15 protein-coding genes are annotated in these 20,154 nt (G+C 40.1%); all 15 read left to right on the top strand.

The genetic code is table 11. The features are described from left to right. The first annotated feature begins 41 nt into the window (after window positions 1-41). The gene (locus tag ACYTXL_RS10810; protein ID WP_461924728.1) at window positions 42-1,028 is read left to right on the top strand and encodes a glycosyltransferase family 2 protein; all 987 of its coding nucleotides are present in this window, start codon (window positions 42-44) and stop codon (window positions 1,026-1,028) included. Window positions 1,029-1,099: 71 nt separating this feature from the next. Then, window positions 1,100-1,951 (top strand): phytanoyl-CoA dioxygenase family protein, encoded by an 852-nt coding sequence (locus ACYTXL_RS10805; protein WP_461924727.1) that lies wholly within the window; start codon window positions 1,100-1,102, stop codon window positions 1,949-1,951. Window positions 1,952-2,098: 147 nt separating this feature from the next. Further along, the gene (gene rfbC / locus ACYTXL_RS10800; RefSeq protein WP_461924726.1) at window positions 2,099-2,656 is read left to right on the top strand and encodes a dTDP-4-dehydrorhamnose 3,5-epimerase; all 558 of its coding nucleotides are present in this window, start codon (window positions 2,099-2,101) and stop codon (window positions 2,654-2,656) included. Between the two features lie 107 nt (window positions 2,657-2,763). Then, complete coding sequence (locus ACYTXL_RS10795) at window positions 2,764-4,002, top strand: glycosyltransferase (RefSeq protein WP_461924725.1); 1,239 nt, start codon at window positions 2,764-2,766, stop codon at window positions 4,000-4,002. Between the two features lie 339 nt (window positions 4,003-4,341). Then, entirely contained in the window at window positions 4,342-5,655 is a 1,314-nt protein-coding gene (locus ACYTXL_RS10790) for an NAD(P)H-dependent oxidoreductase (protein WP_461924724.1), read from the top strand. A gap of 298 nt (window positions 5,656-5,953) precedes the next feature. Continuing rightward, window positions 5,954-7,054 (top strand): glycosyltransferase, encoded by a 1,101-nt coding sequence (locus ACYTXL_RS10785; protein ID WP_461924723.1) that lies wholly within the window; start codon window positions 5,954-5,956, stop codon window positions 7,052-7,054. A 125-nt stretch (window positions 7,055-7,179) separates the two neighbouring features. Further along, complete coding sequence (locus ACYTXL_RS10780) at window positions 7,180-9,408, top strand: GumC family protein (RefSeq protein WP_461924722.1); 2,229 nt, start codon at window positions 7,180-7,182, stop codon at window positions 9,406-9,408. 813 nt (window positions 9,409-10,221) lie between these two features. Further along, entirely contained in the window at window positions 10,222-10,935 is a 714-nt protein-coding gene (gene hepC, locus ACYTXL_RS10775; protein ID WP_461924721.1) for a heterocyst development glycosyltransferase HepC, read from the top strand. A gap of 93 nt (window positions 10,936-11,028) precedes the next feature. Then, a complete protein-coding gene (gene hepA, locus ACYTXL_RS10770) occupies window positions 11,029-12,870 on the top strand; it encodes a heterocyst formation ABC transporter subunit HepA (protein WP_461924720.1) in 1,842 nt (613 codons plus the stop codon). 107 nt (window positions 12,871-12,977) lie between these two features. Continuing rightward, complete coding sequence (locus ACYTXL_RS10765; protein ID WP_461924719.1) at window positions 12,978-13,817, top strand: hypothetical protein; 840 nt, start codon at window positions 12,978-12,980, stop codon at window positions 13,815-13,817. Between the two features lie 69 nt (window positions 13,818-13,886). Then, entirely contained in the window at window positions 13,887-15,095 is a 1,209-nt protein-coding gene (locus ACYTXL_RS10760) for a glycosyltransferase family 4 protein (RefSeq protein WP_461924718.1), read from the top strand. Between the two features lie 64 nt (window positions 15,096-15,159). After that, a complete protein-coding gene (locus ACYTXL_RS10755; protein WP_461924717.1) occupies window positions 15,160-16,152 on the top strand; it encodes a glycosyltransferase family 2 protein in 993 nt (330 codons plus the stop codon). Window positions 16,153-16,352: 200 nt separating this feature from the next. Continuing rightward, window positions 16,353-17,555: a glycosyltransferase family 4 protein gene (locus ACYTXL_RS10750; protein ID WP_461924716.1), complete on the top strand. Its 1,203-nt coding sequence runs from the start codon at window positions 16,353-16,355 to the stop codon at window positions 17,553-17,555. Further along, window positions 17,473-18,411, top strand: coding sequence for a glycosyltransferase family 2 protein (locus tag ACYTXL_RS10745; protein WP_461924715.1), 939 nt, complete (start codon window positions 17,473-17,475; stop codon window positions 18,409-18,411). Before ACYTXL_RS10750 ends, ACYTXL_RS10745 begins: the two co-directional genes overlap by 83 nt. Window positions 18,412-18,681: 270 nt before the next feature. Beyond that, on the top strand, window positions 18,682-20,130 hold the full coding sequence (locus ACYTXL_RS10740) for an O-antigen ligase domain-containing protein (protein ID WP_461924714.1): 1,449 nt from the start codon (window positions 18,682-18,684) through the stop codon (window positions 20,128-20,130). Window positions 20,131-20,154 lie beyond the last annotated feature (24 nt).

The following is a 20,154-nucleotide window of genomic DNA, read 5'->3' as shown; positions in this document are numbered from 1 at the left end:
AACCACTCATATACCAATTTTATTAACTACTATTTATTGCCATGTCTAAATTACTGACCATTGCTATACCGACTTATAATCGTGCTGAGTTACTTGATAAACAGTTAGCATGGCTAGCTCAAGCTATCAAAGGTTTTGAAGATGACTGTGAAATTTTAGTTTCTGATAATTGTTCAACAGATAACACTCAGGAGGTGATCCAAAAATGGCAAATAGTACTTAGCAGCATCACATTTAAATCAAATAAAAATTTAAAGAATTTAGGCGTCGTCAAAAATATTATGTATTGCCTAAAATCTACTATAACAAAATATGTTTGGACAATTGGTGATGATGACCCAATTCAAGATAGAGCGATTACTTATGTGATTAGCAAACTCAAGGAACATGAAAATTTATCATTATTGTTCCTTAACTTTTCCGGTCGTAACCAAATTACTGGTGAACCAGTTCATCCACCAACAATTGTTGGTAATCGCTGGTTTGATATTGATACCGAAGATGGTGATGGTGATGGTAAAGCTATATTTGAGCATTGTTTCTCAAAAAGTGTCGGTGCAGTCATTTTTCTGACTGCTACAATCTACCGCAGTGACCTAGTAAAACGCGCTCTCCAAAATTGGCAAGATGCTGAGAATAACTGGATATCTTTAGCATATTTAGCTGGATATTGTGCTGCTAATGGCAGTGTAATTGTCACTAAAGAAACTTATTTGGAATGTGTTGTTGGTGTGAGTTATTGGCAGAAAGAACCAAAATCTGCACTGTTAATGCAATACAAACACATACCCGAAGTGATTTTGAAATTGCAAGAGAATGGATATTCTAAGCAGTTTTGCAGGCGGATGCTTTTGCAGAATGGTAAAGAAGTTAACTTTAAAGTTTTCTTGGGTGCTTTAAGAAGATGGCCTATGTCCGCCATCAAAACAATAGTTCCATTTTTGGCTTTAGTCAGTTTGTGTGCTTTTGACGTGATGGTTTCTAAAGAGTTAGGGTTAGCAGAATCAAGGGAAATATCTACTCAATAAGTGCGGGGCTATAAGTCATAAGCTACTAAATTGCTGATAAATATACATCAAAATTAGAAGGGATTCACACCATGTTTAAGGCAATTAAACACAAAATATCTACACTGTCTTCTGACTTTAAATATTACGTAGCACGTTGGCAGCATAGCAGAAATCTGCCAGCATTGGAAGGACGCGATCGCAACATCCTTAATGCACTCAAAAAAGACGGCGTTTGCGTCACAACACTGACAGATTTAGGGTTAAACTCTAGCCCAGAACTGCTCAAAGCTGCTTACCATCAATTGTCTCAGATGGAAAATACAAACAACGACCATCTAGAACAAAAGTGGCCACAAATTTCCACAGTTACAGGTTTACCAGAATTTTATGCCTGGGGAATCGAGAAAAGACTTCTCAACATCATCGAAAATTATATCGGTCTTCCTGTTGCTTTTCACGGTGTACATTTACGCAAAGATTTCAACAATAAACATCAGTTTGGGACATTGCTATGGCATAGTGATGCAGAAGATCGTCGCATTATCAAAATTTTTATTTACTTGAATGATGTAAAACAAAAAACTGGGCCTTTTGAATACATTCCGCGCTCTTTAACTTCTTTATTTAGTTGGAATTATTTTCGACTTTACTACAAACTTTGGAAGTCAGGTTATATGGGTATTGATGATGAAGAAGTTAAACCAGTCATCCCCAAATCAGCGTGGAAATCCTGCCCAGGCCCAGCAGGTACAGTCATTATTGTAGATACGAAAAATGCTTTGCATCACGGCACAGTCCGCACAGAAGACCGTTCAGCGCTATTCTTTTGTTATACCGCTAACCCTCCCGAACGACCAGACCTCTGCACCCAATACTGGGATGATACTTATCCCAGAGCAGAGTTACGTTCTTCATCAGATGCAGTTAAAGTTTCGACTTAATACCCTTTCGTAGGGTGCGTTAGGAAGGTAACGCACCCGACAAATTTGTAGGTGATTAAATCCACGTTCATTACTGTTATTTTGTGGTGCAAATACTAAGCAATTAATAAGTATTTTCTGTAATCAACATTCATTTCAAAGGAATATATGATTTTCACCGAAACCGCACTCAAAGACGCATTCATTATTGATTTAGAAGAAAAGCCAGATCACCGTGGGTTTTTTGCTCGGTCTTTCTGCGCTCAAGAATTTGAAGCATACGGCTTAAAGCCAACAGTTGCTCAATGTAACCTGTCTTTTAACTATAAAAAAGGCACTATCCGGGGAATGCACTATCAAATTCTACCAGCAGGAGAAACGAAATTAATTCGCTGTACTAAAGGCGCAATCTATGACGTAATTATTGATATGCGTCCTGAATCTCCCAGCTTTTTATCACACATCGGTGTAGAATTAACTCCAGAAAACCGCCGCGCCTTGTATGTTCCAGAAATGTTTGCTCACGGCTATCAAGCACTCACAGATCAGACTGAAGTCGTATATCAAGTGGGTGAATTTTACACGCCAGGGTATGAGAGAGGTTTACGCTATGATGACTCATTCTTTAATATTGATTGGCCTCTAGATGTGACTGAAATATCTGAGAAAGATTTAAATTGGCCTTTGTTGAGAATGATGACTGTTGGCGGTACAGCTTCCAGATAATTATAGGCTCTTTCTCTGCGCGACGCCAGTTGCTACAACGCTCTTAACCCGCGCAACACACTGGCTCCTCTATACCAGGGTAAAATAATTAATTTAGGTAGAAATAAATGCTAAATAGTATTCTATCTCGTGTCGGTAATACTATCTCTTTTGTCTCCAAAAAAGTCCAAGCTCGCATCAATTACGCTAAGACTTTACAGGTTGTTTCCCTAAAGCCTAAACAGCCTTCCAAAGGTAATGTACTTCTTTCTTATCGGATTGAACCATTTCTCATAAAACCAGGTCAGCCTATCCCCAATGACCAGAGTTGGAACTGGGAATGTCTACTAATCGCCCAAACTTTTTTAGACCTGGGCTATAACGTTGATGTTATCCAGTTCCACAATGATAAATTTGTTCCTCAAAAAGACTACGCATTTTTCATTGATATCCGTCATCGTCTAGAAGCGCTTGCACCAAAACTGAATAAAGATTGCATCAAGATTTTCCACGTTGACATTGCTAATATGATATTTCGCAATGCAGCTGAATGCAATAGACTTCTAGAACTCCAACAGCGCAAAGGAATTACCCTACGTCCACAGCGATTTGAAACGCCCAACTTGGGAATTGAATATGCCGATTACGCTACTGTATTGGGCAACAATTTCACAGTTGATACATTCAAATATGCGAACAAACTAATGTATCGTATTCCCATTTCTTCGTCACTCGTTTATCCCTCTCCTGACGAGAAAGACTTTGAAGCGGTAAGAAATAATTTTCTGTGGTTTGGTGGTAGTGCTTTAGTTCTCAAAGGGTTAGATTTAGTTTTAGATGCCTTTGCTCAAATGCCGGAATACCATTTAACAGTTTGTGGCCCGGTAAGTAATGACAAAGAGTTTGAGCAAGCTTTCTATAAAGAACTGTATGAAACACCCAACATCCACACCTATGGTTGGATTGATGTTAGTAGCCCTGACTTTTTAAAGGTTACAAATAATTGTTTGGGACTTGTTTATCCTTCTGTTTCTGAGGGACAGGCAGGTGCAGTAATAACTAGCTTACAAGCCGGTTTAATTCCGATTTTAAGCTACGAATCTGGTGTTGATGTTCATGATTTTGGTGTGATTTTTGATAACCTTTCCCTTGAAGAAATTAAGGCGAAAGTTAGAAGTATTTCCAATTTGCCTATTGAAAACCTAAAGCTGATGTCTCGTCAGGCTTGGGAATATGCAAGAGCAAATCATACCAAAGAAAAATTTGCCCAAGCCTATAGAAATGCTGTGGAGCAAATTATCGAAAATCATAGTCAGAAAAAACAGACTGGTTCGATAGCATCTAGCAAACAGCTAGTTAGTACTTAGCCCTGGCGATTTCTAATCGCACGCCAGTTGCTCATTGGGAGCCACTCCGTTGCGGGGTTTCCCCCCGTTGAAGGAAGTGGCGCGGAAACCCCCTGTTCCCGCACTGGCTTGGCTATACAAACCAAGTCCATCTGCGCGGACTGATGAAAATTAAAGGTTTCAAACCCGCCTGCGCGGGTTTTGCCTGTGTAGCTGCGACTTATAGTCGCTTGGTGCAAGATGTCGCTAATCCCAATTTCCCATGAAAATGTACTTAATATTTAGCTATAACAAATTATTAAGTGCAAAATTATCGAGAATTTGTATCACAACAAACAGTTGCAAAAAGGAGTTTAGTTCATGATTATTATCGATCGCGCCTTACAAGCCCGTGCAGCAGCAGGAAATCCTATCAAAGTGGGAATGATTGGTGCTGGTTTTATGGGTCGAGGAATTGCCAACCAAATTGTCAATTCAGTGCCAGGAATGGAGTTAGTAGCTATCTCCAATCGCCAGATTGATGCAGCTAAACAAGCTTATTCGGAAGCCGGAATTGAAGAGATTCAAGTTGTTGCAACTGTCAGCGAATTAGAAGATGCGATCGCTAACGGTAAATATGCAGTCACAGAAGACGCTAAGTTACTGTGTCGGGCTGAGGGTATTGATGCACTAATCGAAGTCACAGGTGCAGTGGAATTTGGCGCTGTGATCGTCATGGAAGCGATCGCTCATTGCAAACATGTGATCATGATGAATGCCGAACTCGACGGCACCATTGGCCCCATCCTGAAAGTCTATGCTGACAAAGCAGGTGTCATCCTTAGCGCCTGTGATGGCGATCAGCCAGGGGTACAAATGAACCTTTACCGCTTTGTGAAAAGCATTGGTTTAACTCCCTTATTGTGCGGTAACATTAAAGGACTCCAAGACCCCTATCGCAATCCCACCACCCAGGAAGGATTTGCTAAACGTTGGGGTCAAAAGCCCCACATGGTGGCTAGCTTCGCCGACGGAACCAAAATTTCTTTCGAGCAAGCGATCGTTGCCAATGCCACAGGGATGAAAGTCGCCAAACGCGGAATGTTGGGATATGACTTCAACGGTTATGTCGATGAAATGACCCAGTTATATGATGTTGAACAACTCAAGGAACTGGGCGGTATCGTCGATTATGTAGTTGGAGCAAAACCTGGACCAGGCGTATATGTATTTGCCACTCACGACGATCCCAAGCAACGCCACTATCTCAACTTATACAAATTAGGCGAAGGCCCTCTTTACAGCTTCTATACTCCTTATCACCTCTGTCATTTTGAAGTTCCCTTGTCCGTAGCGCGTGCTGTCCTATTCGGTGATGCCGTTATGTCTCCACTCGCAGGACCGCTAGTAGATGTTGTCACCACCGCCAAAATCGACCTGAAAGCAGGAGAAACCTTAGATGGCATCGGCTACTACATGACCTACGGACAATGTGAGAATTCTGATATCGTCCAACAGCAAAATCTCCTACCAATTGGTTTAGCTGAAGGGTGTCGCCTGAAACGAGATATTTCTAAGGATCAAGTCCTCACTTATGAGGATGTAGAATTACCTGAAGGCAGACTTTGCGACCAACTACGAACTGAGCAAAACAGTTATTTCGCCCCAGAAAAAATCTTGGTAGCAGTTGGATAATATCGGTTTCAAAAATATTTGCAACAAATGAATTGGCTGTAGGGGCATACAGCTGTACGCCCCTAATACGGTTTGGATAAGATCCCCCCGCCTGCGGCGACCCCCTTAAAAAGGAGGTAAGGATCAGATAAAGCCCCCCTTTTTAAGGGGGGTTGGGGGGATCTCCGAGGCGTCTACATATTTGTCGCAATAATTTCGTAAAGAGGATAGGAAGCTATACTGCGGAACACTAAAGTTGTTGATAGTAACTTGCTGGGGAGCGTTTAAACAAACCTGATCGGAACTTTAGGTCAAATTCATGAAAATTGCTCTAGTCCATGATTATTTAACCCAGCGAGGTGGGGCAGAGCGTGTGTTTGAACTGCTTTGTAAACGCTATCCCGAAGCCGATATTTTCACATCTTTGTACGATCCAGAAAAAACTATTGATCTAGGCGGTCGCATAGTTAATACAACTTTCTTACAAAAGATTCCGTGTGCAGCAAAATATTTCAGGTCGATGGCTCCTCTATATTTTCCTGCCTTTCGTGCCTTGGATCTGCAAGATTACGATTTAATTATTAGCAGTAGCACCAGCTTCGCCAAAGCAGTGCGAAAAAATCCCAATGCCCTTCACATTTGCTTTTGCCATAATGTCACCCGTTTCTTATGGGATACAGCAACTTATTTAAAAGAGTATGGAGACTATAGATATTTTGCTCCTTTAATCGAAGAAGTATTCCAAGTCATGAGAAAGGTAGACCTGAAATATTCACAGGAACCTGACCTTTACATTGCTAATTCTAGTGTTGTTGCCCGCCGTATTGAAAATATTTATGGCAAAAAGGCAATGATGGTCAACTATCCAATTGATACTAGTAAATTTCTTTTTTCAGATATAAAAGATGAATATTATCTGGCCTCAGCCCGGATGATTAGTTATAAGCGTCTTGATATAATAGTCGAAGCTTTCAATTGGCTAGGGTGGCGGCTATTAATATCAGGTGATGGGCCAGAACAAGCACGGTTAAAATCTAAAGCATTACAAAATATTGAGTTCTTGGGACACGTAAGTGATAGAACTCGCAAAGACTTGTTTTCCAAAGCCAAGTCTATTATTGTCGCAGCCCTAGAAGACTACGGATTAGTTCCAGTAGAGGCTAATGCTAGTGGCACACCAGTCATCGCCTATGGAGCAGGTGGAGTATTAGATACTCAAATTCCAGGTGAAACAGGAGTCTTTTTCAAAAGGCAAACACCCGAATCTTTACAAGTTGCATTACTAGAAGCTAATGGCATTTCTTGGAATTACGATCGCATCCGTAATCATGCAGTAGCAAACTTTTCAGAGAAGGCATTCTTTGGGAAAGTTGAGCAAATTATTAATCAAGCTTGTAGCGGGCATCAATTATTCATTTGATTTCTGAATCTCTTTCACTATAAGATTACCTATTTATTTTCTATCTTCTCGTTTGCGGGTTGTAAAAAAATAGGTATTCTTCGGAGAATCTCTTAGCGTAAATCTCGAAGACAAGGATAATAAAAGTGGTTCAAAATAGTCTAAATCCTCAGATAAGTCCAGCTTCTGAAAGTGAAGTAGGTTACGGTCAATTGTTTGCCGTATTTGTGAGGAGATTTCCTTGGTTCTTAGTAGTATTAATTACTTCTATTGCTCTTGCAGGTTTAGTAACTTTTAAGACTAAGCCTACTTATAAAAGTTCCATGCAACTGCTCGTAGAACCTAACTATCAAGGTAAGACAGAAGGTGCTGGGTTAGACAACCAGTTTACTGACTCTAATGTGGTCATAGATACTGCCACACAGCTTAACTTGATGCAAAGTTCGGGACTTATCCAAAAAGCAGTTGATAAACTTCAGTCTGATTATCCAGATATAAGTTCAACTGAAATTAAAGCTTCTTTGGTATTAACTCAACTCAGGAGCAAAGAAGATAATGTCGCTACTAAAATCTTTCAAGTTGAATATACTGCTGGAGATCCAGAAAAGACACAAAAAGTTCTGCGTGCAATTCGACAAGTTTATGTAGAATATAACAAAGAACAACAGAATTCGCGTTTACAAAAAGGTCTGCAAATTATTAGGGAACAGTTAAGTAAAGCCAGTGAAGAAGTAAACGCATCTGAGACAAATTTACAAAGGTTTCGGAGAAATCAGAACTTAATTGATCCAGAGTCACAGGCCAAAGCAATTGAGACAGCTTTGAACAATATTGCCCAAGAAAGACAGACAACTCGCGCTCAATATGGGGAAGCTTTAGCACGTCAAAAATCTTTAGAAGAACAACTTAATCGTTCTCCCCAAAATGCTCTAGTTGCTTCTCGTCTGAGTCAATCTACTCGCTATCAAGGCTTACTGAACGAAATCCAAAAAAGCGAACTAGCACTAGCACAAGAACGCTTACGCTTTACAGATGAAACTCCCAGTGTGCAAAAGCTCAAAGAACAGCTTCAGAGCCAGAAGGAATTATTGCAACAAGAAGTAGGAAGAACTTTAGGCGAAAAGTCTGCTGGTGGATTAACTTCTGGAGATTCTCTTCTCGAACGAGGGCAGCTTGGTCAAATTGATCTCGGCCTTGCTGGTCAGCTAGTAGAAACACAGACCACTATTGTTGCTTTAACTGCTCGTGATCAAACTTTAGCCCAAAAAGAAAACGAGCTACGTTTGGAAATTAAACGCTTCCCGCCTCTATTGGCTTATTACAATCGAATGCTACCGCAGTTGCAATTTAGTCGTGAAAGATTAGAGCAACTTTTAAGAGCAGAACAGCAATTACGGCAAGAACTTTCCAAAGGTGGATTTAATTGGGAAGTTGTAGAAGAACCCCAAAAAGGCGCACAATTAGGCCCCAATCTCCAGCAGAACTTATTGTTAGGTACTGTCGTTGGGTTCATGTTAGGAGGTATTGCTGCCTTTATTCGGGAATCGGCTGATGATGCAGTTCACACCACTGCTGAGTTAGAGAAGCAAATGGCCATGCCGTTGTTGGGAACAACTCCGAAATTACCGCCAGCCAAACCTAGAGAATCAATGATTAAGTTGCCTTTTGGTAAGCCAGAAGTTCTCGCTCCCTGGACAATTCAGGTATTGCAATCTCCACCACGTTGGGAATCGCTGGATCTGATTTACAAAAACATTGAACTTTTAAATACTGTTACTAACTTGAAATCTTTGATGATCACCTCAGCTTTAGCCGATGAAGGTAAATCAGCTTTGGCGTTGGGTTTGGCAATGAGTGCTGCCCGTTTACACAAAAAGGTGTTGCTAATTGATGCTAATTTACGTGATCCCAGTCTGCACGTACAACTGAATCTTCCTAATGAACAGGGGCTTTCAACTCTATTGGCGAGTGATGCAACTCTACCCAATCAAATTAGTCTTCAATATTCAGGTTCCGCCTACATTGATATTTTGACTGCTGGCCCCAAACCTGCTGATCCAGCTAATCTGTTGAGTTCCCCTCGGATGATGCAATTAATGGCAGCATTTGAGGAAAACTACGATTTGGTACTCATAGATGCTCCCCCAGTTCTCGGCTTGGTGGATGCCATGCTTACCGCATCATCTTGTCGTAGCGTGATCATGGTGGCAAGCATTGGTATTGTAACGCGAAGTCAGCTGACTCAAGCTACAGCCATGTTAAGTAAGTTAAATCTGATTGGAGTTGTAGCTAACGGGGTATCAAACTCTAGCATTAATTACGTACCCAATATCAAACAACAGCAATTAGCTCTACGCCAAGCTGTAGAAAAGTAGCTAGTACCGCTAGATGAAAGATCCCCGACTTCTTAAAGAAGTCGGGGATCTTTCTCGTTTCTAGCCTCTGGCTGAAAATGCTGTTCATTGCGGCTCTGCCGCGAGTCAGGGAGGCGGAGCCTCAAAATAGACATTCCCAGTCGGAGACTGGGAACGAGGTAATGATATTGCGATCAGGAAAAATTCAGTATATTTATGCTATCTTTATGAGTTTTCAGGTAAATCACGGAATCTTTAAAGAGTAAATAAAGAATTTATTTGTGCGATCGCTATTTCTACATAGTCTTATATTCTAGAGATTAAAGCACCTTCAAAAAGGCTAAAAGACAAGATTAGACTGGTTTTGTTAAATCTACCGAATTATGAACACCTCAGCGTAATTAAACGTAGATATAGATTCATGGGTAATTTCCCTCTACATTTCTCTACTGTCAGTAGTTCCCGGAAAATCATCATTTGCCCATGAATGTTAATAGTAAAGTTGCTCGTAATTAACTATAGGGTTTATTAACCCCAACTCCACAGGTAGCTTTGTTTCAGACTGGGGTTTAGACTACAAATATCATGTTCGCTTAAAGACTCATTGTTTAGACTGATGCGGAGAGTTTTTTTAATAAGTGATTAGACGGACATGACATAATTACGTTAGCGCAGCGTTAGCGAGTCCGCGTTCGCTTTTAGCGTCTCGTAAAGAGCGTCATTACGAATATCTCCAACTTTTTGGACTTACAACAAGATTTGGATTTGGGTCTTTGGCATTGATAGCCTTTGATAACTCTTCAGCAATTCACTCCTGTATAATCCCAAAGACGTATGACAACTTCAATAATTCCAACTGTAAAGAATTTATATGATGTAACCCAGCAACACCAAGATAATCGTGGGTACTGCACACTGTATTGGCGACGGGGTAAGCTGTTGGTGAAGCCGCGTGGACGAGTTAAACAACCATATCTGCCTTCATTAGATAGTAAGCGATCGCTAGTACAATGCTTACAACATTCTCCTGTAAGTTTGGTAAGCATAGATGCAAAACTGGGTGAAGCTTTGGTCAGGTTTTGGGCAGATGCGTGTGAAGAAGCACAAAAACCAATATTCCTAAGCATACCTGCTGGCAATAAACTACCTAACCAACCCTGGAGACAATTGCAGCGAGTAATTGATTGGATTGCTGCTTGCGTGCTACTGCTATTAGTAAGTCCACTCATGTTGGGATTAGTTGTATTAATGCAGGTTTACTCGCCAGGATCACTTTTTTGTCGTGAATGGCGTGTTGGAGAACGGGGTAAACTCTTTCAGGCGATGAGGTTTTGCACGACTACAAAACACAACAGTTGGATGTGTAAATACGGTCTTGACAATTTGCCCCAGTTATTTAATGTGCTGCGGGGTGATATGAGTTTGACCGGATCTTGTTGTTGGACTTTGGAAGATGCAATACAGCTAAATAAACTACCAGAATTTCCAGCTTCATGGGAAGTAGAGGCACAGTCTCACCCGCTACATCTGGATAGCCAAACACTGTAATTTATCTGTGCGGTAACTGATGATTTCATCTACCGCACTTGGGCTAAAGCAAAAGCGGTCTATCTACCTTGCCAAACTATTATTATAAAATCCATGCATTTCAAACTTCCTCAACCACTCGGTAATTTTCTCAAAGCTACCAGCTTTTGGCAGGAAAACTATTTGATATTACAAGAATTTAAGCACTTTCGCAAAATTGCAATTTTAGCTCTAATCTTTTCGGTTCTAGCAGCAACTTTTGAAGGTGTGAGTATTGGTTTCTTACTTTCATTTTTGCAAAGCTTAACCACTCCCAATGCTCAACCTGTCCATACAGGAATAGAATGGTTTGATATTTGGATTTTGGGAGCTAAGACATCGGCAATTAATCGTCTATACCGCGTATCTTTACTGATTTTATTGAGTACTTGGTTACGTGTCGCCTTCAATTATTTTTCACAAGTCTATATTGAATTATCTCAACTTAATCTTGGCGATCGCTTACGCAAGCAAATTTTTGAGCAATTACAATCTTTATCACTAAGTTACTTTTCTAAAACTCGTTCTGGTGAGCTAATTAACACAATTACTACAGAAATAGAAAGGATCAGACAGGGTTTTAGTGGCGCAGCCTTTTTATTTACTAGAGGACTAACAACTGTTGTCTACTTAATATCAATGTTTTTGATATCATGGCAACTAACGATAATTTCAGCATTATTATTTACACTTTTAGGTGTAGGATTATCCAATCTAAATGCCAGGGTCAGAGAATCAAGTTTTGGTCTGACAACTGCTAATGCTAATTTTACCTCAACAGCCGTAGAATTTATTAATGGCATTCGCACTGTTCACTCCTGCGGTACTCAAGAATTTGAGCGCCAGCGTTACTACAAAGCTAGCGATAAGATAGTAAGTAGTACAACTAAAGTTGTCTTCACTTGGACACTTGTCAAACCAATTGCTGAAGGGGTAGCTACAACAGTGTTGGTCGGAATGATTATTTTGGCATTCACTACCCTGGTTACTAATGGAACCCTACAAGTTGCTTCTTTACTAACATTTTTCTTTGTGCTATTTCGCTTTATTCCATTCGTTCAAGATATTAACGGAACTAGAGCTTTTCTCAGTACTTTACATGGTTCAGCAGACAACATTAAAAACCTCTTGAAAAGTGAAGACAAAAATTATTTCCAGAATGGGAAGCTTAAGTTTAAGGGTTTAGAAAGGTCAATAAACTTAGTATCTGTAGATTTTGGCTACGACGAAAAAAATCTAGTCCTGCATAATATTACCCTAACTATTGAAAAGGGAAAAATGACAGCATTAGTCGGAGCCTCTGGTGCTGGTAAAACAACTGTTGCTGATTTAATTCCCCGCTTCTATAATGCTACAGATGGGAATCTTTACATTGATGAAATTGATGTGCGGCAGTTTGAAATTAATTCCCTACGTTGCAAAATAGCTGTCGTCAGTCAAGATACTTTTATCTTCAATACTAATGTTTGGCAGAATATTGCTTACGGCACTCCACAAGCAACTAATGATGAAATTCAAGAAGCTGCTAAACAAGCAAATGCATTAGAATTTATTTTGGAAATGCCCGAAGGTTTTGATACCCAATTAGGAGATCGAGGTGTTAGATTATCTGGAGGACAAAGACAGCGAATTGCTATTGCACGAGCTTTACTGCGGAACCCAGAAATTTTGATTTTGGATGAAGCAACTAGTGCCTTAGATTCTGTATCTGAGCGCTTGATTCAAGATTCATTAGAAAAGCTATCTGTTGGTAAAACAGTAATTGCGATCGCTCACCGTCTTTCTACCATTTCTAAAGCAGATAAAGTTGTAGTTTTAGAACATGGAAGAATAGTAGAGCAAGGCAAGTATCAAGAACTCTTAGAACTTAAAGGCAAGCTTTGGGAATATCACAATATGCAATACCATAATTCGTAATTCGTAATACTCGCCAAAGGCGAGAAGCAAGCTACGTAATTCGTAATTATTAAATTACGAATTCATTCCCCCACTCGATTATTTATAGTTTTAACAAGGGAAAATAAATGGTAAATGTAGGCTACCACACTGCTAAAATTCAGGGTAAATTTAATCGCTCTCTATATAAAGCAGCTCTTTCTCTGATTGTCGGCATCCCGATTAAACAAACTCGGCAAGTTCCCATAAGTGTCTATGCCTTATCATGTGAACGCGATTTACCAGAACAAGTGGCAAGTATTCGCTCCTTCATTCGTCATGTTGGCATTCCACATACATTCACTGTAGTTTCTGATGGCAGCTACACTGATTCTAGTTGTAATTTACTCCGCCGCATCCATCCTTGCGTTCAGGTAATACTTTTACAAAACTTCCTGAGAACAGATTTACCTCAATGTGTTCTTGATTATGCCCAACTGCATCCAATGGGCAAAAAATTGTCGGCATTAATGTCAATTCCTATTAATGGTACTACGATTTACACTGATTCAGATATTTTATTTTTTCCCGGCGGGGTTGACTTAATTAATTTGAGTAAGTCTGATGATAAATACTCTCTTTATCTACCTGATTGTTCTAGCTCACTAGACGAGCGAATTATTTATGATGATTCTGAGAAGTCAAATTCAGTAAATGGTGGATTTATATTATTTAGGCATGAATTTGACTGGAGTTTTGCTATTGAACGTTTAGCAAATCTTCAAGAGAATCCCACTTATTTTACGGAACAAACAATTGTGCATTTGACTATGCACCATAATCAGGGTAAGCCTCTATGCTCAAAAAAATATGTTCTCAATGTAGAAGACCAGTTTATCTATCCAGATAAATTTGCTAGTCATAAAAATGCTTTGAGGCATTATGTTAGTGATGTCAGACACAAATTTTGGTTTAATGTTGGCATATAAATTGATGATGATTAGGCTCTGTTTAGATGAGCAATCAAATTAATAAGCAAGTGAAAAAAGTGGTGAATAATGCCTAACTTAATCAATGATATCAAGCAAAATGAGAAACAATTACACAGTGATTTTTTTGATAAAGACCTAATTTACCAATGCTCAAATTTTGACGTAGGTGACGGCGGAGGTGTTGAAACTTATTTAGCTTCGCTATTTGAACATCGACCACCTGATGTTAGCGATCACGTGCTAAAATCTCTCAATAATGTCGATCAAAGTCAGTTCAAATTACTGCACATTCACAGCCCAGATTTGCTCTTAGAGCTTACAGGCGAGTGTCCTACCGTCTTCAGCGTTCATAACCACTCATTCTACTGTCCTAGTGGTACAAAATATTTAGCAGGGCAGAAGACAATCTGCAATCGCAACTTTTCTTACTTAGGTTGTACCTGGGGTAAGTTAGTAGATAAATGTGGCAGCCGTAGACCTTTAAAAACTTTTAGAGAACTTCAAAATACTCATCAGTTATTAGAAGTTTTAAAAAAGATAAAAATTACTTTTATTGCTAATAGTGAATATGTACGGGAAGAGTTGATTAAAAATGGTGTACCTCCTGAACAAACTGTAACCCTACACTGTGGTATATCTGTACCAGAAACACCAACTACACCTCTTAGTTTAGAAATCCACCAAAATCATAGAATTTTATTTGTTGGTCGAATTGTTCCTGATAAAGGTCTGGAATGGTTACTCAAAACCTTAATACATACAGACCCGCAAATTCAACTTGATATCGCAGGTGAAGGTTGGGAACGACCACGCTTAGAAAAGTTAGCAAACACACTCGGATTAAATAACCGCATAACTTGGCATGGTTGGTGCAATCCTGACAAACTAAATAAACTTTATCAACAATGTTTTGCAGTTATCTTTCCCAGTGTTTGGCCTGAACCTGCCGGTCTTGTGACTATGGAAGCTTATGCTCGTTATCGCCCTGTAATTGGTAGTGCCGTCGGTGGAATTCCAGAACATTTACGAGATGGAGAAACGGGTATTATTGTTCCAGGTAATAATATCACAAAGCTGGTTGATGCCATTGATGATTTGTATAAAGATCACCAAAAAAGCCGATATATGGGTGAACAAGGTCATGCTTTATTGATGAAAGAATTTACAATGGATGCTCATGTAAATAATCTCCGAAGAATTTATGCAAAAACTATAGCTGAATTTCCTTCTCGAACAAAAAACTTATATAGCTATAGCATCTCTCAAGCTAAGTAACCATATTTTGTTAAAAATATCAAGTAGTGCATCTTTCAATTATAAAAAATCAACAGAGAAAAATATGTCATTGCATCAAGAAGATCAGCAACCTTTAGTCAGTGTTATTATCCCCACCTATAATCGACCAGAGTATCTCAAGCAAGCCATCGCTAGTGCTATCAAACAAACTTATCAAAATATTGAAATAATTGTTTCTGATAATTGTAGTTCTGAAAATATTCAAAATATTGTTGCATCTTTTGGTGATTCATGCATCAGATTTTGGCGCCATCAACAAAATGTGGGTATGTTACCTAATCAACAGCATGGCTTCAAGATGGCGCGAGGTAAATATGTCGCTAGTCTCCATGACGATGATATGTGGAATGAAGACTTTTTAGCAAAGCTTGTACCACCACTAGAAGCAAATTCTGAGTTAATTATCGCTTTTTGTGACCAATATATCATAGATGCTAATGGCATAATTAATTATGCTGGAACTGAAGAAAACACACGTGCTTACAAGCGAGATAAACTAAGACAAGGAATTTATCAACCTTTCTATAAAATTGGGTTAATAGATAAAAGTATACCGACTGCGGCAGCTTGTGTGATTCGCAATAATTTTGTGGATTGGGATAGTATTCCCCCAGAAGCTGGCGGGATGTGGGATTTATATTTAACTTACCTCTGTTGTATATCTGGTTATGGTGCTTACTACTATCCAGAAAGGCTGACGCGATATCGTGCCCATGAGCAAACTGATACTATGCTCAGTGGTAGTCGAAATGTTCAGGCAAAAATCCGCAAAGCTAAAAGCGAAATGTTTTGCTATCAAGTCTTTATGGAAGACACTCATCTACAGGAATTTAGAACTTATTTTCAACAGAAATGGTTAGAAGCTAATACAACTTTGGGAATTGCTTTACTACGAAGTCAACAGATAGCCGCAGCACGTCCTTATTTTTTGCAGGCGTTGAATAAACAAAAGTTTAATGTGCGAACTATGGCTGCACTAAGTCTTAGTTTTACTCCGCAATTTTTAGCGAATAAGTTAATAGGGTTATCTAAATAAGACCTCTTGCATAAGTCGAATAGACCCCCCTTATAAAGGGGGGAAACTTGAAATCTTGCTCCCTCCCCTTCACAAGGGGAGGGTTGGGGAGGAGTGATTCAAGGATTTTTGCAAGAGGTCTAATTTATTTCTTGGAAGTTCCTTATGTGTCAGGCAACAAAATATTTATGCAATAGGTCTATTCTTAAGGAAGATAGTGTATGAAACTTTGTATTGTTACTCATAAAATCAAAAAAGGTGATGGTCAGGGGCGGGTAAACTATGAGGTTGCTAATAAAGCAATTCGTCGTGGTCATCAATTGACATTATTAGCTAGTGAAGTAGCACCTGAACTAGAAGATAATAGCCAAGTTAATTGGATTAAAATTCCAGTCAAAGGCTATCCTACAGAATTTGTGCGAAATTTCATATTTGCCCAAAAAAGTGCAGATTGGTTGCGTAAACATCGCTCTGACATTGATTTAGTTAAAGTCAATGGAGCAATTAATAGGGCTACGGCTGATGTGAATGCTGTACATTTTGTCCACAGTTCATGGTTGCGATCGCCTGTTCATATTTCTCGTAACCGCCGCGATTTATATGGTTTCTACCAATGGCTCTTTACGGCTTTTAATGCCCGTTGGGAAAAACAAGCTTTCCAAAAAGCGCAGGTTGTTGTAGCTGTATCGGAAAAAGTAGCCCAAGAATTAGTCAACATTGGTGTACCGCGTTCTCGGATTCGCGTAATTGTCAATGGCGTTGACTTAGAAGAGTTTACCCCTGGTGAAAGCAATCGCCAAAAATTAGGTTTACCGGAGAATGTTACCCTAGCACTGTTCGCTGGAGATATCCGCACACCCAGAAAAAATTTAGATACAGTACTGCACGCCTTGGCGAAAGTTCCCGATTTACATCTGGCGGTGGTGGGTCACATCGAAGGTAGTCCTTTCCCACAACTAGCAGCATCCTTGGGGTTAAGTGAACGCGTGCATTTTGTCGGATATCGACGTGATATCCCCGAAATTATGCGGTCAGTAGATTTATTTATTTTTCCTTCCCGATACGAAGCTTGTAGTCTCGTATTGTTAGAAGCACTTTCTTCAGGACTGCCGGTAATTACTGCCACAGCTACCGGAGGTGCAGAGTTGGTGACACCAGAATGTGGCATCGTCCTACCCGACTCAGATGATATCGACGCTTTGGCTATGGCGCTAATGTCTTTGGTGAGCAATCCTGCCCTAATGCAACAGATGCGTCAAGCAGCTCGCTTTGTGGCAGAACAATATAGCTGGACTACTATGGCACAAACTTATGTGGATCTATTCGAGGAGTTAAGCAAGAATGCGGAACACCGTTCTCATACCAACTTATCGCCGTCCACAAGACCTATCACGCTGCCTTTTGGCGCTACAGGAGCAAACTAAACCCGTTGATCAGGTGATAGTGGTTGTCCGCGATACGGATGCAGAAACTTGGCAATTCCTGGCGCAATTAAACACGGAGAACTTGCCACTACATAGTGTGAAAGTGACGCAACCGGGGGTAGTAGCAGCTCTCAACGCCGGACTAGCAGCAGTGGAGGGTGATATTGTTTCCATTACTGATGATGATGCTGCACCTCACCCGGATTGGTTAGAGCGCATCGCGGCTTACTTTACCTCGGATAATCGTCTCGGCGGTCTGGGAGGGCGTGATTGGATACACCACGGCAGCAAATTAGAAGACGAATCCCGCTTAGTCGTTGGACAGTTACAGTGGTTTGGGCGAGTAATTGGCAACCATCATCTGGGAGTGGGAGAACCCCGTGAGGTGGATATTCTCAAGGGCGTAAACATGAGTTTTCGTACCCAAGCAATTGCACAATTGCGCTTTGACGATCGGATGCGTGGTACTGGAGCGCAGGTACACTTTGAAATGGCATTCACTCTGACATTAAAACGGGCTGGTTGGAAGATAATTTACGATCCTCATGTTGCGGTAGATCACTATCCAGCACAACGTTTTGATGAAGATCAGCGAAATAACTTTAATGAAATTGCCTTTATTAATTTAGTCCATAATGAAACCTTAGTTTTATTAGAGCATTTGCCATTTATTCGCCGGATTATATTTTTATTCTGGGCAGTATTCGTAGGTACTTGCGATAGTTTAGGCTTAGTACAATGGCTGAGATTTTTACCTAGCCAAGGGCAGTTGGCGGGTAAGAAGCTGCTAGCATCTTGGCGTGGACGTTGGCAGGGATATAAACAATTCGTAATTCGTAATTCAATTTCTTCTTAGCTCTGGTAGTCTGTCAAGTTTAAATTGATGGTTAAGCAAGTTCGTAGTAAGGACTTTAGTCCTTATTTTATAAGCACTAAAGTCCTTACTACAAAACTTAAAAACTAGCTTAGGAATGTGAATTAAATAAAGTACAATTCTTAATTTATATAATCTAATGTTGGGTTACGCTGTCGCTTCACCCAACCTACAAAGAATTGTAAGTTAATAAATCCACGTTCCTTAGACATTGTACTAGTTAGCATTGGTAAATCAAAAATATAAAATTGAATGAATTCTAAACAGATACTTTTCAATAGTTTTTTACAAGAAAACTATTCTCCCGAAGAGCGATCGCAACAGGCTTGGATGGCGATCGCAGGCTTTATATTACTAACTGTAGTTTGCTATTTTGCTGGTGCTACTGCCGCATTGCGCCTAATTTACCCAGTGACAGCTTTAGCTGTAGGCATATTTTTATACTTGCGACATCCCATTCTCTATATCAGTTTTACCTGGTGGATCTGGTTTCTCACACCCTTAGCTACCCGCTTAGTTGATTATCGAGTCGGCTGGGATGCTACCCGTCAAATGCTCATAGCACCCTACTTAGTGGTATTTGTTACTATAGCAACATTCCTGCGACACTTCCCCAGCGCCTCTCGGAAAGGGGGCTTGCCCTTTGTTATGGCTTTTATCGGAGTGTTCTATGGCTTTCTAATCGGTCTGATTTACAATCCACCTATCCCTGTAGCACGCGGTCTGCTAGATTGGCTCAGTCCGATCATCTTCGCTTTTCACTTATTTATACACTGGCGAGATTATCCCAGTTATCGCCAAAACTTTCAGCGAACATTCCTCTGGTGTGTCTTAATTTTAGGAGCTTATGGTGTATATCAATTTGTGGTGGCTCCTGAGTGGGATAGATACTGGCTGATACAATCAAAACTATTCATGAGTTCTGGAAACCCTGTACCTTTCGGGATGCGCGTCTGGAGTACATTGCACTCAGTCGGCCCCTTTGGTTCCGTCATGCAAGCTGGGTTGCTGTTGTTATTTACCAGTTCGGGAAGTTTAATTTTTCCGGCTTCAGCTGTTGGTTACTTATCCTTCTTATTAACACAAGCACGTACTAATTGGGGAGGCTGGTTATTTGGAATAATTATGATTATGGGTTCAGTCAAAGCCAGAATTCAAATGCGCTTAATTACCATCATCGTAGTCATGGCAATTTGTGTTGTGCCATTAGCAACTATCCAGCCAATTTCTGGGGTTTTAGCAGCCCGTTTAGAAACTTTTTCTAATCTTCAAGACGATACGAGTTTTAAAGATAGATCGGGAAGTTATGACAAAAACCTAGGTCTAGCCCTTTCTAATGGTTTAGGTAACGGTTTAGGAAATATTTGGAAAGTCAACGAAAAAACTGGTCAAATTGAAGTGGTAGTCATTGATAGTGGCATTTTAGATATGTTTTTCACCCTTGGTTGGTTTGGAGCCATCTTTTATATGGGTGGATTAATCTTGTTGATTATTAGTGTTAGCAGCTATGGTGAAGGTCGTTTCGATAGTTTTCTCAGTGCTGCCCGCGCTATTGGTATCAGTTCTGCTACGCAGCTAGTTATTGGTAGTGGAATGTTGAGTGTAGCCGGGATGATTCTTTGGGGATTTTTAGCTATGGCTATGGCAGGACATAAATACTATAGCAATCCTCAGATTGCCTACAAGAAGTCCGAGTTCTGATTATTACAAATTAAATAGGATAGT

The organism is Nostoc sp., assembly GCF_054880495.1.
Note: the sequence above shows the minus strand (reverse complement) of the source record. Positions and strands in the feature narration are given on the sequence as shown.

Excerpts from the sequence above, each read along its gene's own strand:
- ACYTXL_RS10810 (WP_461924728.1), top strand. The coding sequence starts at position 42 with ATGTCTAAATTACTGACCATTGCTATACCGACTTATAATCGTGCTGAG.
- ACYTXL_RS10805 (WP_461924727.1), top strand. The coding sequence starts at position 1,100 with ATGTTTAAGGCAATTAAACACAAAATATCTACACTGTCTTCTGACTTT.
- rfbC (WP_461924726.1), top strand. The coding sequence starts at position 2,099 with ATGATTTTCACCGAAACCGCACTCAAAGACGCATTCATTATTGATTTA.
- ACYTXL_RS10795 (WP_461924725.1), top strand. The coding sequence starts at position 2,764 with ATGCTAAATAGTATTCTATCTCGTGTCGGTAATACTATCTCTTTTGTC.
- ACYTXL_RS10790 (WP_461924724.1), top strand. The coding sequence starts at position 4,342 with ATGATTATTATCGATCGCGCCTTACAAGCCCGTGCAGCAGCAGGAAAT.
- ACYTXL_RS10785 (WP_461924723.1), top strand. The coding sequence starts at position 5,954 with ATGAAAATTGCTCTAGTCCATGATTATTTAACCCAGCGAGGTGGGGCA.
- hepC (WP_461924721.1), top strand. The coding sequence starts at position 10,222 with ATGACAACTTCAATAATTCCAACTGTAAAGAATTTATATGATGTAACC.
- hepA (WP_461924720.1), top strand. The coding sequence starts at position 11,029 with ATGCATTTCAAACTTCCTCAACCACTCGGTAATTTTCTCAAAGCTACC.
- ACYTXL_RS10765 (WP_461924719.1), top strand. The coding sequence starts at position 12,978 with ATGGTAAATGTAGGCTACCACACTGCTAAAATTCAGGGTAAATTTAAT.
- ACYTXL_RS10760 (WP_461924718.1), top strand. The coding sequence starts at position 13,887 with ATGCCTAACTTAATCAATGATATCAAGCAAAATGAGAAACAATTACAC.
- ACYTXL_RS10755 (WP_461924717.1), top strand. The coding sequence starts at position 15,160 with ATGTCATTGCATCAAGAAGATCAGCAACCTTTAGTCAGTGTTATTATC.
- ACYTXL_RS10750 (WP_461924716.1), top strand. The coding sequence starts at position 16,353 with ATGAAACTTTGTATTGTTACTCATAAAATCAAAAAAGGTGATGGTCAG.
- ACYTXL_RS10745 (WP_461924715.1), top strand. The coding sequence starts at position 17,473 with ATGCGGAACACCGTTCTCATACCAACTTATCGCCGTCCACAAGACCTA.
- ACYTXL_RS10740 (WP_461924714.1), top strand. The coding sequence starts at position 18,682 with ATGAATTCTAAACAGATACTTTTCAATAGTTTTTTACAAGAAAACTAT.